Annotated in this window: 14 protein-coding genes; 6 read left to right on the top strand and 8 right to left on the bottom strand. The window is 48.5% G+C overall.

Translation table 11 applies throughout. The annotated features are described in order from the left end of the window. Positions 1-64 precede the first annotated feature (64 nt). A complete protein-coding gene (locus ACNFN4_RS11860) occupies positions 65-1,354 on the top strand; it encodes a cation:dicarboxylate symporter family transporter (protein ID WP_007610442.1) in 1,290 nt (429 codons plus the stop codon). 38 nt (positions 1,355-1,392) lie between these two features. Here the strand turns inward: ACNFN4_RS11860 and ACNFN4_RS11865 are convergent, their stop codons facing one another. Next, positions 1,393-2,424, bottom strand: coding sequence for a M42 family metallopeptidase (locus tag ACNFN4_RS11865; protein WP_204283013.1), 1,032 nt, complete (start codon positions 2,422-2,424; stop codon positions 1,393-1,395). A gap of 131 nt (positions 2,425-2,555) precedes the next feature. On the opposite strand from ACNFN4_RS11865, the gene ACNFN4_RS11870 reads away from it, so the two are divergent. Then, positions 2,556-2,774: a hypothetical protein gene (locus tag ACNFN4_RS11870; RefSeq protein WP_017417388.1), complete on the top strand. Its 219-nt coding sequence runs from the start codon at positions 2,556-2,558 to the stop codon at positions 2,772-2,774. Between the two features lie 136 nt (positions 2,775-2,910). Then, positions 2,911-3,888: a beta-ketoacyl-ACP synthase III FabHB gene (gene fabHB / locus ACNFN4_RS11875; RefSeq protein WP_003155217.1), complete on the top strand. Its 978-nt coding sequence runs from the start codon at positions 2,911-2,913 to the stop codon at positions 3,886-3,888. Between the two features lie 62 nt (positions 3,889-3,950). On the opposite strand, the gene ACNFN4_RS11880 is transcribed toward fabHB, so the two are convergent. From ACNFN4_RS11880 to ACNFN4_RS11905, 6 genes are all read right to left on the bottom strand, one after another. Continuing rightward, a complete protein-coding gene (locus ACNFN4_RS11880; RefSeq protein WP_448200196.1) occupies positions 3,951-6,284 on the bottom strand; it encodes a YhgE/Pip family protein in 2,334 nt (777 codons plus the stop codon). Between the two features lie 74 nt (positions 6,285-6,358). Further along, on the bottom strand, positions 6,359-6,931 hold the full coding sequence (locus tag ACNFN4_RS11885) for a TetR/AcrR family transcriptional regulator (RefSeq protein ID WP_003155219.1): 573 nt from the start codon (positions 6,929-6,931) through the stop codon (positions 6,359-6,361). Between the two features lie 148 nt (positions 6,932-7,079). Next, positions 7,080-8,513: a protoporphyrinogen oxidase gene (gene hemY, locus ACNFN4_RS11890; RefSeq protein WP_182072516.1), complete on the bottom strand. Its 1,434-nt coding sequence runs from the start codon at positions 8,511-8,513 to the stop codon at positions 7,080-7,082. A gap of 27 nt (positions 8,514-8,540) precedes the next feature. After that, positions 8,541-9,476 (bottom strand): ferrochelatase, encoded by a 936-nt coding sequence (gene hemH, locus ACNFN4_RS11895; RefSeq protein WP_003155221.1) that lies wholly within the window; start codon positions 9,474-9,476, stop codon positions 8,541-8,543. A gap of 75 nt (positions 9,477-9,551) precedes the next feature. Beyond that, complete coding sequence (gene hemE / locus ACNFN4_RS11900) at positions 9,552-10,613, bottom strand: uroporphyrinogen decarboxylase (protein ID WP_174532638.1); 1,062 nt, start codon at positions 10,611-10,613, stop codon at positions 9,552-9,554. Between the two features lie 123 nt (positions 10,614-10,736). Then, positions 10,737-12,878, bottom strand: coding sequence for a transglycosylase domain-containing protein (locus tag ACNFN4_RS11905; RefSeq protein WP_448200197.1), 2,142 nt, complete (start codon positions 12,876-12,878; stop codon positions 10,737-10,739). A gap of 122 nt (positions 12,879-13,000) precedes the next feature. On the opposite strand from ACNFN4_RS11905, the gene hmoB reads away from it, so the two are divergent. From hmoB to ACNFN4_RS11920, 3 genes are all read left to right on the top strand, one after another. Next, positions 13,001-13,501, top strand: coding sequence for a heme-degrading oxygenase HmoB (gene hmoB / locus ACNFN4_RS11910; protein ID WP_014417337.1), 501 nt, complete (start codon positions 13,001-13,003; stop codon positions 13,499-13,501). A gap of 118 nt (positions 13,502-13,619) precedes the next feature. Continuing rightward, positions 13,620-15,005, top strand: coding sequence for a membrane protein (locus ACNFN4_RS11915; RefSeq protein WP_017417381.1), 1,386 nt, complete (start codon positions 13,620-13,622; stop codon positions 15,003-15,005). 68 nt (positions 15,006-15,073) lie between these two features. After that, a complete protein-coding gene (locus ACNFN4_RS11920; RefSeq protein WP_448200198.1) occupies positions 15,074-16,261 on the top strand; it encodes a M20 family metallopeptidase in 1,188 nt (395 codons plus the stop codon). A 20-nt stretch (positions 16,262-16,281) separates the two neighbouring features. On the opposite strand, the gene ACNFN4_RS11925 is transcribed toward ACNFN4_RS11920, so the two are convergent. Continuing rightward, the gene (locus tag ACNFN4_RS11925; RefSeq protein WP_020955586.1) at positions 16,282-16,986 is read right to left on the bottom strand and encodes an EcsC family protein; all 705 of its coding nucleotides are present in this window, start codon (positions 16,984-16,986) and stop codon (positions 16,282-16,284) included. Positions 16,987-17,021 lie beyond the last annotated feature (35 nt).

Consider the following 17,021-nt stretch of genomic DNA (forward strand, 5'->3'; position numbering starts at 1 on the left):
ATAATTTGTTCTAATAGCTATCTTTTTAGATACTTATTGCACTTTTTTCTTCGGGAGGTAATCTATGAAAAAATTACGCTTTGGACTAGCGACGCAAATTTTCGTCGGACTCATACTAGGGGTTGTAGTCGGTGTCATCTGGTACGGCAATCCCGCCATTCCAACATATTTACAGCCTATCGGCGATTTGTTTTTACGCTTAATCAAAATGATAGTGATTCCAATTGTCGTCTCCAGCTTAATCATCGGCGTTGCCGGCGCGGGAAGCGGAAAACAAGTCGGAAAATTAGGCTTCAGAACGATTTTGTATTTTGAGATCATTACTACTTTTGCCATTATTCTCGGGCTGGCTTTGGCGAATCTGTTTCAGCCGGGGGCAGGCGTTAATATACATGAAGCTCAAAAGACAGATATCAGTCAATATGTTGAAACAGAAAAAGAACAAAGCGGCAAATCCGTTGCGGACACATTCCTGCATATCGTACCGACAAACTTCTTCCAATCATTGGCCGAAGGAGATCTGCTTGCCATCATCTGCTTTACCGTGCTGTTTGCACTCGGCATCTCGGCAATCGGTGAAAAAGGAAAGCCTGTCTTGGCCTTCTTTGAAGGTGTTTCTCATGCGATGTTCCATGTTGTGAACCTCGTCATGAAAGTTGCGCCGTTTGGTGTTTTTGCGTTGATTGGTGTTACCGTTTCCAAATTTGGGCTCAGTTCCCTGCTTTCACTCGGTAAACTGGTCGGTTTAGTATATGTAGCTTTGGCTTTCTTTCTCATTGTTGTATTCGGAATCGTCGGAAAGCTTGCCGGTTTAAACATTTTCAAATTCCTCGCCTATATGAAGGATGAAATTTTATTGGCGTTCAGTACGTCAAGCTCCGAAACCGTACTCCCCCGCATCATGGAGAAGATGGAGAAAATCGGCTGTCCGAAAGGTATTGTTTCCTTTGTTGTGCCGATCGGATATACCTTTAACTTAGACGGATCTGTGCTGTACCAATCAATCGCCGCTTTATTCCTCGCTCAGGTATACCACATTGACTTGACCATTTGGCAGCAGATTACCCTTGTGCTTGTCTTGATGGTCACTTCCAAAGGAATGGCTGCCGTGCCCGGGACTTCTTTCGTCGTCCTGCTTGCGACACTCGGCACAATCGGCGTTCCTGCAGAAGGCCTTGCATTCATCGCCGGTGTTGACCGGATTATGGACATGGCCCGTACGGTCGTCAATCTGACCGGAAACGCGCTGGCATCCGTTGTGATGTCAAAATGGGAAGGCCAGTATGATCCCGTTAAAGGCGCGAAGGTCATGAGCCTCGCCAAAACAGAACAAAACACAACCATCTCAGGTTAAAATAAACCCTGCACGGAATGATTTCCGCGCAGGGTTTTTTATGCCATCGGCGATAGAACGTACCGGTGCAAAAGCTTCGCCGTATTAAGAAGCGATAACTCATGCGTGCGTTCAAAAGCGTGTGAAGCATCAATTCCCGGGCCGATCAGCCCGTGGACGATGTCATGGCCCGAACGGATGGCTGCTGAGGCATCAGAACCGTAATACGGATAAATATCAAGCTGATAATCAATGCCATAGCGCTCCGCAAGGCCGGCCAGATGTTTTCTGAGCTGATAATGGTACGGGCCGCTCGCATCCTTCACGCAAATGGAGACGGTATATTCATCCGTAGACTGGCCGTCTCCGATCGCCCCCATATCAACAGCCAAGTATTCGACGGTCTCAGGAGGAATGTTGGAATTGCCTCCGTAGCCGATTTCTTCATTATTAGAAATCAGAAAATGCGTCGTATACGGAAGTTCGATTTTCTCTTCCGTGATGCGGCGGATTAAATTCAAGAGCAGAGCCACGCTCGCTTTGTCATCAAGATGACGGGACTTAATAAAGCCGCTCGGCGTAATCTGCACACGCGGGTCAAATGAGATGAAATCGCCGACCCTGATGCCGAGATCGGACGTCTCTTCCTTCGTCCGGACAGGCTCATCAAGGCGGACTTCCATATTCTCCTGATTCCGCTCTGCCTTGCCGGCGTCCTTGTAGACGTGCACTGAAGTCTGATGCATTAAGATGGTGCCTGTATAGGTTTTGCCGGAAGAAGTTTGGATCTCGCAATATTCCCCTTCAATCGAGTTATATCGGAAGCCGCCGATCAAATCAATCTTCAGCCGGCCGTCCGCCTTTATCTCCTTTACCATCGCGCCGAGCGTATCGACATGCGCCGTCAGCAATCTGTGTTTCTTGTCATCACGGCCGGGAATTGTGACAAAAAGACCGCCTTTGCGGTTCCTGTAAGAGGAGACGCCCCATTCTTTTAAAAGACTTTCTGTATAGGCGATAACCTCGTATGTATTGCCCGTCGGACTCGGAATCGACACCAATTCTTTAATCAGTTCCATCGTATGTTTCATATTTTCCACAGGTCATTCCTCCTATCAATTTTATTCTTCTTAAAATATACTCTTTTGATCCATAACCCGTCCAATCTTTTCCTTCTCTTTTTTCATAGAATGAAGGGAGCATGAGCATAGGAGGGAAATGTATGATCAGCCGTAAACCGCACAAGCGGAAAAGATTTCATAATGATTGGTTTGAGGATTGGTTTGAGGATAATTGGTCTGGTGCAGCCTTCTGGGGCTGTAAAAAAGAAAAAGATCACTGTAAAAAGAAAAAAGAAGACCCTTGTAAAAAGAAGAAAGATAAAAAGAAGAAAGATAAAAAGAAGCATCATCATTCATGCTGCCGCTGCCGTCATTGGTAATCGTTCACACAAGCCCGTTTTACAAATAGATTCTCATGCTCCCCAAACAGCGGATGCTGCTTGGGTTTTTTTATTAAAATTAGTACCAAGTAATAATATCAGGTGTTATAATCTGATATAAAGGAGTGATTTTTTCATGTCAAAATCTAAAATTACAGCAATCGGTACATATGCTCCGGCACGCCGATTAACAAACGCGGATTTGGAGCGCATCGTCGATACATCTGATGAATGGATCGTCCAGCGCACCGGTATGAAGGAAAGACGCATTGCCGGCGAACATGAATTCACATCGGATTTGTGTGTGGAAGCGGTGAAAAATCTTGCAGAACGATACAGCGGAACTCTTGATGATGTCGATATGATCCTTGTCGCCACAACGACGGCGGACTATGCGTTTCCAAGCACCGCGGCACGCGTGCAGGCTTACTTCGGCTGGCCGCACACGGGGGCGCTTGATATTAACGCCACATGCGCCGGACTCACTTACGGCCTTCAGCTCGCAGACGCATTAATTACCGCCGGTTCTCATCAAAAAGTGATTGTCATTGCCGGTGAAACATTATCAAAAGTAACGGATTATACTGACCGGACGACCTGCGTTCTTTTCGGAGACGCTGCAGGCGCCCTATTGGTGGAACGCGATGAATCAGCGCCGGGCTTTTTGGCAGCCGTGCAAGGAACAGCGGGAGGAAGCGCGGACGTGCTGTATCGCACCGGACTGAGCGCAGAATTAAACGGCGAGCCGCTTAAAGGCGGAGGAAACATGGTGCAAAACGGGCGCGAAGTATATAAATGGGCGGCCAGAACCGTGCCTGAGGAATGCAATGCCCTTTTAGAAAAAGCCGGCTTTTCAAAAGACGATCTGGATTGGTTCGTTCCTCACAGCGCCAACATGCGGATGATCGAATCCATCTGTGAAAAACTGCCCTTCCCGCTTGAACGGACATTGACAAGCGTTGAATATTACGGCAACACTTCATCGGTTTCTATTATTCTCGCTTTGGATGAAGCTGTGAAAGCAAAAAAACTGTCGGAAGGCCAGACGCTGGTATTATTCGGGTTCGGCGGCGGATTGACGTATACCGGACTGTTGGTAAGATGGGGATTTTAATAGCACGACGATCGAAATCTAAAAAAAAGAGGCCCTGAGCATCTGCTCAGAGCCTCTTTTTCTTATGCTGTTATTTCTTCTTCCGTTTTGTGTTCTTTTTTGCTTTGCACCGTAAAATACACGATGGTCAGCGCGATCATGACAACGGCGATGCCCAACAGAATGGATGCCTGCTGCCACATATAGCCGTAATCGCCATTTGAAATGACGGCGCGGAACCCGTTGATGCTGTAAGTCATCGGCAGTGCCCCGTGAATCACTTGATAGAATCCCGGCAGGAGTTCAAGCGGGAAGGTTCCTCCGCTTGCCCCGAGCTGGAGCACCAGAATGATGACAGCGATAAAACGTCCCGGATTCCCCATCGTTGTCGCCAATAATTGAATCATGGACAAGAACGCGATGCTGGTAATCATCGTAAAGAGATAGAATCTCCAAGTGCTCTCCACATCAAGCCCGATTCCTTTTAACAGAACCGTGGCGACAATAACGGATTGAATCAGTCCGACAAGCAGAATAACGCTGAATTTGCTGAGGAACCATTCAAAACCGTTTCTCGGACGCCCTGAAGCTTCACTCAGAGGGAATACGACCGTCAGCATCAATCCGCCGACATACAAGCCCATAGAGAGAATATAAGGCGTCAGTCCGGTACCGTAGTTAGGCACGGAATGAATCGCGTTATCGTCCGTTTTTACCGGATCGGCAAACATGCTGTACGTTTTGTCATCTGTCTTAATGTCCCCGGTTTGATCGGCCGCATCTTTCAGCTGGCTGGACAATTGTCCGGTGCCGTCTAAAAGTTTGCTTAAACCGGTGCCGAGAGATGCTTGACCCTGCTCAATTTTGGACGAGCCGTCATGGATTTTGTTTTGCGCATCCAGGAGTTTCGTTAAGCCGCCTGATACTTGGCCGCTCCCTGACACTAACGCTTCTGATCCTGATTTGAGCTGTCCGAACTTGCTGTTGTATTCGCCGATGCCGGCCGTCAGTTTATTTTGGCTTTCAAAGACGGTCTGCGCTCCGCTGTACAATTTATCAGTTCCCGCTGTCAGCTGGTTAATCGCGTCTTGTACCGCCGCTGCGCCGTTATACAGTTTCGATGTGGACTGAGGCAGTGCTTTCAGCTGATCAGCCTTCGCTTTTACATCTTTGAGCGCGCTTTTTATGACTGACATATCCGGAAGCTGAATATCTCCGCCGGACGGAAGCTGGCTGACGATATTGTCTAAATCCGGAAGGTCGGCCTTCGGAAGCTTCTCATTCAGTAGCTGAACAAGTTTCGCTTTTTGCTTATCCGTTAAGAAATCACTGTCCTTAATCACCTTTTTGACCGCGTCATCCCGGGCATCCAGGTTGTTTTTCAGATCAGAAAGCTTCTTCTTAAACTGCTGCAGGTCCTTTTCAGTCTGCTCGAGCTGCCCAACCGCGTTTTCAATGTCTGACAGGTTGACTGAATTGATCGCATCTTCAAATGCCGCCGCTTTTTGCGACACTTCCTGCGCCTTGCTGTTTAACGCGCTTAATCCATTCGTTAAATCCGGAAGCTTTTGCTGGAGCTGCTTTTGTGCGTCAAGGCTCGTTTTCAGCCCGCTGGCCACTTGGCCTCCTCCTGAAGCAATCTGTCCTGATTTATCTTGAATTTCGGCGCTTGCGCTCTGAAGTTTTGCGATAGAGCTGTCAAGCGTTTGAATTCCGCTTGTCACTTTCGCCGCTCCGTCTGCAAGCTGCTGCGTTTTATCGCTGATGGTGGCGGTGCTTTCAGTAAGCTTCGCTAAATTTTCCTTCAGCTTGGCGCTGCCGTCTTTCGCGTTTTTCGTGCCGTCGTCTATTTTCTTGGCTCCGCTGCTGGCTTTGCCGAGCCCTTTGGCAATATCTTTAAAGTTATCAAAAATGACTTTTGCGTATTGCTCTGTCACTTCTTTCGACACGGAGGCTTTCAGTTTGTCGATCGCCTTTTCCCCGATTGTCGCGCCGACATAGTTTGATCCGGCATTCGTATGATATTTCAGATCCAGCTTCTTCGGATTTTTATCCATTACCGTGCTGGCGTTTTTCGAAAAATCTTCAGGAATCTCGACCAATAAATAATATTTAGCATTTAATAAGTCCTTTAACGATTGATCAAGATCGCTTGAAAAATGCCAATCAAAATTATCATTTTTCTTTAACTCTTTCACAAGATCGTCACCGATCTGAAGATGTTTCCCTTCGTAGTCCGCCCCTTTATCCTGGTTGACAACGACAACCGGCAGCTGATCCACCGTGCCGTACGGGTCCCAGTACGCCTTCAAAAACACTCCGCTGTAGATCAGCGGAACGAATAATATGGCAATGATGGGGATTAACAGTTTCTTGTTCGTTACAATGTCTTTCCACTGGCTTTTTATTGTATTCAACCCTGTTGCCTCCTTCCGCAAACTGACTCATTTGACAAAACGGTCACGGCACCTAAAAAGTGAAGGATCATCTATTATTTAGATAATCCTTGACCAACATACATTTCCAGCAATTCGGCGATCGTCTCTTTTTCAAGAGGCGGATGGTTTTTTTCCCAGTCAAATATCAGCGCGATGTAGAGCTTGAGCATCACAAAAGCGGTCAGTTCCGGATCACACGGTTTAATGCTTCCGTTTTCAATGGCTGTTTCTATCTTTTCTTTAATGTATGACAGAATGGCCCGCTCCATTTTCGCAATGACATCCTGAACGGCTATTGTACCAATCTCGGCGTTCTCCTGAAAAATTTTAATAGTCAGCTGGTGTGTTTTTCTGAATTCCAAAATCGCGACAAGCGCCCGGTGGACATTTTCGTGAAATGAAAGCTCCGGTTTCATCGCTTCGTCTGCGTGTTCCTTCATTTCTCTTAAAATAGTGGTGAAAATATCATCAAACAGTTCTTCTTTGTTTTTGAAAAACGTGTAGATGGTTCCCTTCCCCACATTTGCAAGCTTTGCCACCAGATCCATTGTCGTTGCTTTGTAGCCGAATTGTGTAAAAGACTTCGTTGCCGCTTCCAGAATGAGCTTTTTCCGATCGACGGACATGTTTCCCACCTCGTTAAATTGACCGTTTGAACGTTTTAGTCATTTTGTACATAAGATAACTTATCACAGTCGCAAAGAAGATTCAAATGTTTTTTCTCTTTATTGGTGTTCCCTTTACAGAACGGGAACATGCAAAAAAACCTCCGTTTTACGATAACGGAGGCTGGTACGTTTCAAATAAATAAGCCAGTGAATCATATACGGCGGCTTTTCCCTGGTCGATACAGTCGGGGATGCCCACCCCTTCGAAAGATGCGCCCGTCGCGTATACGCCCGGATAGGAAGCTTTCAGCGCATCTCTGAACTCTTTGATGCGCTCCTTATGGCCGACATGGTATTGCGGCATGCTTTCGTTCCAGCGGGTCACACAGGTCATTTCCGGTTCGCCATTCATTTTCATTACTTTTTTCAAATCTTCCATTACGATTTTAATGATCTCGTTATCTGAAAGATCTACGATGGATTCATCTCCGGCCTTTCCGACGTACGCCCTGAGAAGCGTTTTGCCCTCCGGCGCCGCGTGCGGCCATTTTTTATTCGTCCATGTGCAGGCCGTGATGGAGAAGTCGCTGTTTCTTGAGATTACGAATCCCGTACCTTCATGCTCCATCTTGACGGCTCCCTCAGGAAAACCTAAGGCGACGTTGGCAACGGACGTAGAATGCATGTCTTTGAGACATGAAACCGCCGGCAGATCAGAAAGCATTTTCGCCGCGGCTTTATGCGGGGCTGTTACTATGCACCCTTCCGCATAGAGCACTTTGCCGTTATCAAGCGTCACGGAATATCCTTTCTCCTCGCGGCAGATATGGGTGACTTTCGTTCCTTTCATCACCTTTGTCAGCGTAAGCTGCTTTTCCAGCTCCTCCACCAACGTTTGAAGCCCTGTCGTCAGCGTTAAAAACTGGCCCTGCTTTTTGGCCGTCAGCTGCTGTCCCGAAGGCTGCGGACGTGATTTTTTCATACCGAGAATCAGGCTTCTGTGCTTTTGCTCAGTCTGATAGAATTGCGGAAACGTGGACATGAGGCTCAGCTTATCAATATCTCCGGCATAAATCCCTGATAATAGCGGTTCTATTAAATTCTCAACGACTTCGTCACCGACGCGTCTGCGGAAAAATTCACCCAGAGACTGATCTTCCTTCGGTTTGCTCGCAGGCAGGACAAAGTCAAGCGCCGCCCGCGCTTTTCCGGGAACAGAAAATAAACCGGTGGAGATGAACGGAGCGATTTTGGTCGGAATGCCCATCACCGCGCCCTTCGGCATCGGATGAAGCGTCTCGTTGACGAGCACGTAAGACTGTCCGGTCGCATTGTTGACGAGCAGATGCTCAAGCCCCAAATCCTTGACGAGCTGCGGCGCGCTTTTTTTCCTTTCCAAAAAAGAATCCGGCCCCCGCTCAATGATGTAGCCGTCTTTATGCGCCGTCTGAATTTTGCCGCCGGCTCTCGGGCCCGCTTCGATCAAGGTGACCTCAAGCGGCAGCTGTTTTTCCTTGATTTCTTTTTCCATGTAGAAGGCGGCGGCTAATCCCGTTATGCCGCCGCCGATGATGACCAGATGTTTTTTATCGCCACTCATTTTTATCGCCTTCTTTACCGTTTAATTCTACTTGTCCAGCTCTTTCAGCACGACCGCTGCAAGCGCGTCGATAAATTCAGGCTGTGCGTTCGGCATGGCCGGACGATAGTAGCTTGCGCCGACTTCTTCGGTCACAGCTTTGCATTCATAATCATTATCGTAAAGCACCTCTAAATGATCGGCAACGAAGCCTGCGGGCACGTATACAAATGCCTTATAAGGATGCTTTTGATACAGCTCGCGCGTGAGATCCTGCACATCCGGTCCGAGCCACGGATCAGGGGTGTTCCCTTCGCTTTGCCAGCCGACTGCGTAATCGGTAATTCCGGCACCTTCGGCAATCAGTTTTGCGGATTCCTCCAGCTGGTCAGGATACGGATCGCCGTATTCTTTAATTTTTTCAGGAAGGCTGTGCGCTGAGACGATCAGCATCGCGTCATCCCGTTCTTCTTTCGGCATTGATTCATACGTTTTCTTCACCTGGCCGACCCAATAATCAACGAATTTCGGTTCATCATACCAGCTTTCAACGGACTTGATGGTCAAGCCGCCGAGCTTCTCCGCTTCTTCTTTCGCGCGTTTGTTGTATGACTGGACGCTGAATGTTGAAAAATGAGGGGCGAGCACAAGGCTGACAGCTTCTGTAATGCCGTCTTTATGCATGTCCGCCACCGCGTCTTCAATAAACGGTTCAATATGTTTTAATCCGATGTACACTTTGAATGTTACATCATCCTGGATTTCATTTAAACGCTGTGCGAGCTTCTCCGCCTGCTCCTGCGTAATTTTTGCCAGCGGCGAAATGCCTCCGATCGCTTCATATCTGTCTTTTAAATCTTGAAGCATATGAGGCTCCGGCTTTCTTCCGCGTCTGATATGCGTATAATAACGTTCTATGTCCTCTTCTTTGTAAGGCGTTCCGTAAGCCATGACAAGAAGCCCCATTTTCTTTTTGCTGCTCATTTTGTTAAACACCTCTTTTGATGGTCTGTCTACCTTGATTTTGACAGGAAAATCTACTTATAACCAACGATCTGCTCAGGAAGATTGTTCCGTTTTTTTGGCCGCGGAATATTCATGTACAAACGCCGTCAGCTTTTTCAGCGTTGCCGGAGTGACATCAGGGAATACGCCGTGCCCTAAATTGAAAATAAACCCGTCCGTTTTCATGCCTTGATCAAGTATCGCTTTCGCTTTTTTCTCGATGACTTCCCAAGGCGCAAGAAGAAGCGACGGATCAAGATTGCCCTGAACCGTTTTTGTAATGCCTTGTTTTCTGGCGTCATCTATGCCGAGTCTCCAATCAAGACCGACGACATCAAGAGGAAGGTCATGCCAATCCCCGGCCAGATGGCTTGCGCCTACGCCGAACATGATCAGCGGAACTTGTTCTGCAGAAAGCTCCCGGAAAATTCTGTCCATCACCGGTTTTATAAACTGCCGGTAATCTTCGCGGTTCAGCGCGCCGACCCATGAATCAAAAATCTGAATGGCTTTTGCGCCGGCGTTAATCTGCGCTTTCGCATAAACGATAATCATGTCCGCGAGCTTGTCCATCAGCATTTGCCACGCTTGCGGCATACTGTGCATAAACGCTTTTGTTTTGTTGTAATTTTTAGAAGGCCCGCCTTCAATCATATAACTGGCCAGCGTAAAAGGCGCTCCCGAAAAACCGATGAGCGGAACATTCAGCTGTTCGTTTACGAGTAATCGGATCGTTTCCAGCACGTAAGGAACATCCTGTTCGGGATTCAGTTCGCCGAGCTTTTCAATATCCGCAGCAGAGCGCACCGGCTGATCGATCACCGGGCCGATTCCGTTTTTTATTTCAACATCCACTCCGATATAAGGAAGCGGCGTCATAATGTCTTTATATAAAATGGCAGCGTCCACTCCGTACTGCTCGACCGGGAGCCTCGTCACATACGCGCACAGCTCGGGCTGATGCGTAATTTCGACTAAGCCGTACTTTTCCTTCAGCTTGCGGTATTCCGGCTGCGACCTCCCCGCCTGTCTCATGTACCAGACAGGGACGTGATTTGTCTTTTCTCCCCGTGCCGCTTTTAAAAACGTATCATTAAACGCTTCTCGTTTACTCATCTGAATTTCCACCTTTCCTCCTGCAACCATACGTTCGTGTTCTTCGCCCATTACACTATACCTTGTTTTTTCAAAAGCGTATAGAATTGAGGCTTAATGTTCAAAAAATCGCCGAATTCATGATTAAGAAGAAAAAAGCTTCGGCTGAACGTATTCCGTTCCCTCTCCTTCTTGATCCGTCTGTGAATTATATGGAACGACTTTGTATGAAGCCCCTGAAAACAGATTGGCGTACGGTATGTCAAAGCTGCCTTTTCCTTTCACCGAATCCAGAAGCTTGTCTTTTCCGTCTTTCTTCTCATATATTCGGTAAACAACCCGATCATCCTTTTGAATATCCCATTTTAATTGAACCGTAATCAGTCCCATCGCCTTAAATGTATAACGGGCCGACAGGGACTTTACCGCCTCCAGCTCAATCGGGCTGCCCAGTTCCTTCACATTTTCAGGCTTTTTGAATGTCCGGCCGTTTTCCCCCGCTTTTGTAACGATATCTTTAAAGAGTCTGACCGGGTATTGGCTTCCGCCTTTCAGGTAATGGGTTTTATCCGTTTTGTCATAGCCCATCCAGACGGCTCCCGTCAGTCCGGGAGTGTATCCCGCAAACCAGGCGTCCTTTGTCGCGCCGGGGACGCCGGTAAATGTGGTCGTGCCGGTTTTCCCCGCCAGGTCACCTTGATAGCTGCCTTGTGAAGCGGTTCCTTCTTTTACGACCTGCTGAAGCATTCTCGTCATATTCCATGCCGTCTGTCCGCTGAAGACGCGCGTATTGCCGTTTTTAGGCCCGGACAACGTTTCTCCGTCTTCGTCCGTGATTTTCTCTATAAAAAATGGCTTCGTATACATTCCGCTTGCCGCAAAGGTATGATAAGCTCCGGCAAGCTGAAGCGGGGTGACGCCTTCAGACAGACCGCCCAGCGCAATCGCGAGTCCGTTGTCAGAAATGTTTATACCGTTTTTCTCAAGATACGATTTTCCCGTATCTACGCCGATCTGCTTCAATGTCCAGACAGCGGGCGCATTTATGCTGTAAGTGATCGCATCCTGCATCGTCACTTCCCCCTTGTACTGTCCGTCATAATTTTTCGGTTCATACCCGTCGTAGGACGTGAGTTTGTCTTGGAGAAGCGAATACGGTTTGAACTTGTCTTCCTGCATGGCGGGACCGTATACGGCAATCGGCTTAAACGTTGAGCCCGGCTGCCGCTTCGCCGTAACCCTGTTGTATCCTTTTGTCACGTAGTCGCGTCCGCCGACCGCCGCGCGCACGCCTCCGGTTTTATTATCAATAAAGACGGCGCTTCCCTCTGCCGCTTGATCCGTCCCCGGAAAATAGCCGCTTTCCTTCATGAGGGTGTATGCCGTTTTCTGCAGCTTGGAATCAAGTGACGTCCGGATCGTATAGCCGCCTTGAAGCAGCTGTTCACCCGACATCGAATAACGGGATTCCGCCTCCTTGATGACAAGATCGATATAACTGTCAAACCAAGGCGTTTCTGATGTTTTCTTGACATGAAGCCCCAATGTCCGGCCCTGGGCTCTGACGGCTTCCTTGGCGCTGATATAGCCTTGGTCGTTCATCATTGCAAGAATCGTATCGCGGCGTTCTTTATTTTTATCCGGATGCTGAATCGGCGAATAAAGAGATGGCGCCTTCGGAATCGCTGCCAGAACGGCTCCTTCCGCAACGGTTAAATCTTTTACTTCTTTATTAAAGTAGTAGTGGGACGCGGCTTGAATGCCGTAAACGCCATGGCCGAAATAAAGCTGGTTCAGGTACATTTCAAGTAGCTTGTCCTTGCTGTAATCACGCTCAAGATTGATGGCGATAATGACTTCCTTCGTCTTGCGCAAAAATGTTTTATCATGAGTCAGAAAAATGTTTTTCGCCAGCTGCTGGGTGATCGTGCTTCCGCCTTCCACCTTGCCGCCTGCTAAAACATCCCGGAACACCGCCCGGCCGACAGACTTCACATCAATGCCGTGATGTTCGTAAAACCGTTTATCTTCAACGGCGATAAAGGCATCTCTCACATCTTCCGGAACCTGCTGAATGGATACCGGCTCGCGATTTTCCGTATAGAGGCTCGCGATTTCATCACCGTTTTGATCGACGATTTTTGAAGATGCGTGCAGTATTAATTTCTTTTCATCGATGACATAATGGCCGAGAAATATAATGATAATGTATCCGATTAACGCGAGAAAAGCGGTTGCCGCCGCAATTACAGCCGGAATAAAGAATCTTTTTTTCTTTTTCAGCATAAGTCACCTCGCCTTTCTTAACTTGTAGTATGGGAAATATTGTTTCGAATTATGTCAGAATGAGTCGCCAATAGAAACTTATACCACTCTTTTGATATACTAGCAAGCAGGAGGTGGCTGATATGAAGGTTTATATTACATACGGGACAGCCGATTTTTTAAAGACGATTGCAAAGAAACACCCGAGTGAGAATATGGTGCTGATGCAAGGTGAGGATAATGCGGTTTTAATTCATGAAACAAATGGAGAAACCGTTTTTCAGGCGCCCCATTCCTATGAAAGCATCGACAGCGTCGGGGAAATCAAAAATCCGGGCTACGCCGTCCTCAACAACATCGCCGTTACCCAGGAAGGCCGTCCGCTGTTTGAAAACCGGTTTAAAAACCGCGCCGGCAAAGTGGAAAATGAACCCGGTTTTCAAGCCATCCGCGTATTAAGACCGCTCGAAGGCGATACGTATGTCATTTTGACCCTGTGGAAAGAGGAAAAAGCCTTTCAGGATTGGCAGCAGTCAAACTCTTATCAGGAAGCTCATAAAAAACGCGGAACATCTGCCGGCATCGACACGACGTCTATTTTCTCCCGGCCGTCTTATGTAACCGCTTATTACGCAATAGACTAAAAAACCGCCGGAGATTCTCCGGCTTTTTTAATGTCCCGATTTTACGCTTCGTTCTTTGCACCTTCCGCCCGCCTATGAATAACCTGTAGCAATCCTATTTATAAACGGAGTGGTTCAATTGGGGATCGGCGTCTACTCGGTACATCTGCTTTATGTTGCTTTTATCGCGGCCATTATCGTTTTTATGCTTCTCAGAAAAGATACAACCTTTATTTCACTCGCCGGCATTTTTGTGATTGCGCTATGGACGACGCATTCATTCTCCGCTTCGGTCAGCAGCCTGTTTCACAGCTTCACGTATGCCGCCGGAGAATTGCTGCCGACGATTTTTATCATTTGTTTTATCGTGGCGATGAGCGGCCTCTTGACCGAAACCGGTATTAATGAAGCGATGATTTCTCCGTTTGCAAAGCTGATGAAAGGGCCGGCTGTCGCGTATTGGGTTATCGGCTGTCTGATGTTTGCCATCTCTCTTTTTTTCTGGCCGTCACCCGGGGTGGCGCTGATCGGCGCTGTGCTGCTTCCCGCAGCGATCCGGGCGGGCCTTTCTCCGATCGCCGCGGCTATGGCGATGAACCTGTTCGGCCACGGATTCGCTTTATCGGGGGATTACGTCATTCAGGCGGCCCCGAAATTAACGGCCGATGCCGCGGGCATTCCCGTGGGCGATGTCATGCAGGCAAGTATTCCGCTCGTTTTGATCATGGGGTTAACGACGACAATCACCGCTTTCTTCCTCATCATGCGGGATCGAAAAAAAACGAAGGCCCCCCTCTCCTTGGACAGCTCCGGTTCTTTGGACACAAGTATGTATCTGCCGAAAAAACTCAGGGTGATCCTGGCGGTTTTCATTCCGCTTGTTTTTCTCGCCGATATTATCTGCATGATTGTATACCGTCTGCAAGGAAACGAGGCGACGGCACTCGTCGGAGGAACCGCGATCGGCATTCTCCTGATCGTTCATTTCATTGTATATAAAGAGCGGCATTTAGAAAAGATCACCGAGTATTTTATCGGCGGTTTTCAATTCGGCTTTAAAGTATTCGGCCCCGTCATTCCGATCGCGGCCTTCTTTTATCTCGGTGACGCGGGGTTTAAAAGTATTTTGAACACCCCGCTGCCGAAAGGATCTGCGGGGATCGTCAATGACCTCGGATTGGCCCTGTCCCATTCTTTTCCGATGTCCGGAGAATTCGCCGGCATCGCCCTGGCAGCAGTCGGTGCGATTACCGGGCTCGACGGGTCAGGGTTTTCCGGTATATCTCTTGCAGGCTCGATGGCAAAGCTGTTTTCCGCCGCGCTTCATACGGACCCGGCCGTTTTAACGGCGCTGGGCCAGATTTCAGCGATCTGGGTCGGGGGCGGAACATTGGTCCCTTGGGCACTGATCCCCGCTGCGGCTATTTGTAAAGTTGATCCGTTTGAGCTTGCCAGGAAAAACTTTATCCCGGTTGCGGCCGGGCTAGTCGTCACAACGATCGCCGCCATCATCATTCTCCCGTAGCAAAAGGATTGAAATCTTCTGACATTTTCTATACAATCATGGGAAAAGCAGACGAGGGGGCATCGCTTTTGACGTTAACGACACTTCAAAAAAGCTTAAACGCTCAGCTTGACGGGCTGTATGAGGAAATGGTTGAAATCAGGCGTCACCTTCACATGAATCCCGAGCCATCGTTTAAGGAGAAAAAAACACCGGCGTTCATCGCCTCATTTTATGAAAAGCTCGGCGTCCCCATCCGGACGAATGTCGGGGGCAACGGTGTCACAGCCTATATTGAAGGCGGTGAACCGGGACCGGCCGTGGCACTCAGAGCTGATTTTGACGCTTTGCCGATACAGGATGAAAAAGATGTGCCCTATGCTTCACAAATTCCCGGCGTCATGCACGCCTGCGGGCACGACGGCCATACGGCGGCTCTGCTTGCGGTCGGAAAAGTGCTGTACCGCAACCGGGAAAAACTGAAAGGGTCATTTGTGATGATCCACCAGCACGCCGAAGAATTATCTCCCGGCGGAGCAAAATCAATGATTGAGGATGGCTGCCTCGAGCATGTCGATGCCATTTTCGGCACACACCTTTGGGCGACTGAACCCGTCGGGACGGTCTTATGCCGCCCGGGCGCAGTGATGGCCGCCGCTGACGGCTTTACGATTAAAGTCATCGGCAAAGGCGGCCACGGCGCGATTCCTCACGATACGAAGGACGCCGTTTTAATCGGCTCACAAATCGTCACGGCTCTTCAGCATATCGTCAGCCGGCGGGTAAATCCGGTGCAGCCGGCCGTCATCTCAGCCGGCTCATTCATCGCTGAAAATCCGTTTAATGCGATTGCCGATCAGGCAGTCATATCAGGCACCGTCCGCTCGTTTGACGAAAGTGTGCGCAGCCTGCTCGAAGCAGAAATAGAAGCCGTCGTAAAAGGAATCTGTTCCATGCACTCCGCTTCCTATGAATATCGTTTCAAGCGCGGTTATCCCGCCGTCGTTAATCATCCTGAGGAAGCGGCGCACGCGGCGGCAGCCGCAGCGGAAACAGAGGGCGTCACGAAGGTCGTTGAAGGAGAGCCGCAGATGGCCGGAGAGGATTTTTCCTATTATCTGCAGCATACAAAAGGCGCATTTTTCTTTACGGGCGCCGCTTTAGAAAACGCGGAAACCATTTATCCTCATCATCATCCGAAATTTGATTTTAATGAAAAAGCGATGCTGACGGCCGCCAAGGTGCTTATCGGTGCCGCGGTGAGCTACCCCCGCTGACATAAAAAACAGCCGGTACATTACGTACCGGCTGCTGTGATTCTTAAATGAAAAACGTGCCTTGCCGTCTCACCGAGCTGTGACAGCAGTTTATAATTGGCCGCTCCGCCCACGGCGGCTCCGACGACCGGCAAAAGCTGAAACAATTTCACCACGTCCAGATAATCGCGGTATTCCTGCTGAAAAACTCTCCAATCGACATCATGCTTTTTCGAATCCCATTGTTCAATCATTGAGTATATGCGTTTCCGCTGTTCACCGCTTGAGAAAGCCAGCTGAAAAATAAACAGCAAAAACAATCGTTCATCCCTGTCTTTCACATCATAGCCGTAAATGGAGGCAAGATCGAACAGACATTTCATTTTAATGGATAACAGCAAAGGAAAATCAGCCATCCCTAAAAAAATTCCGCCGGCCCCCGTACCGATACCTTCGGCTGCCGCGACCTTTTGGTACGATGCGATGGTTTGTCTGGCGAGGGCATCTTTTTCAGCAAGCGTCATACCGTTTGTATCCCGCTTGCTTTTCACCAGATTTGAACCCGCCATTGTTGCTTCGGTCATTTTTTTAATGCTTTCTGTGATGACGGCATGAATTTTATCGGGAATCCGCTCATTTATTTTCGCCTGCATTCCTTTAGAAAAACGTTCAAGCATAGAATCTTTGCGCAAAAAACGCGCTTTCCATTGCAGTGCTTCCTGTATCAGCTGCTGATCGTCGGTCATCTGTGTCTCCTTCTTTCATTGAGGTTTCAAAAACC

This window comes from Bacillus sp. N1(2025), assembly GCF_053470005.1.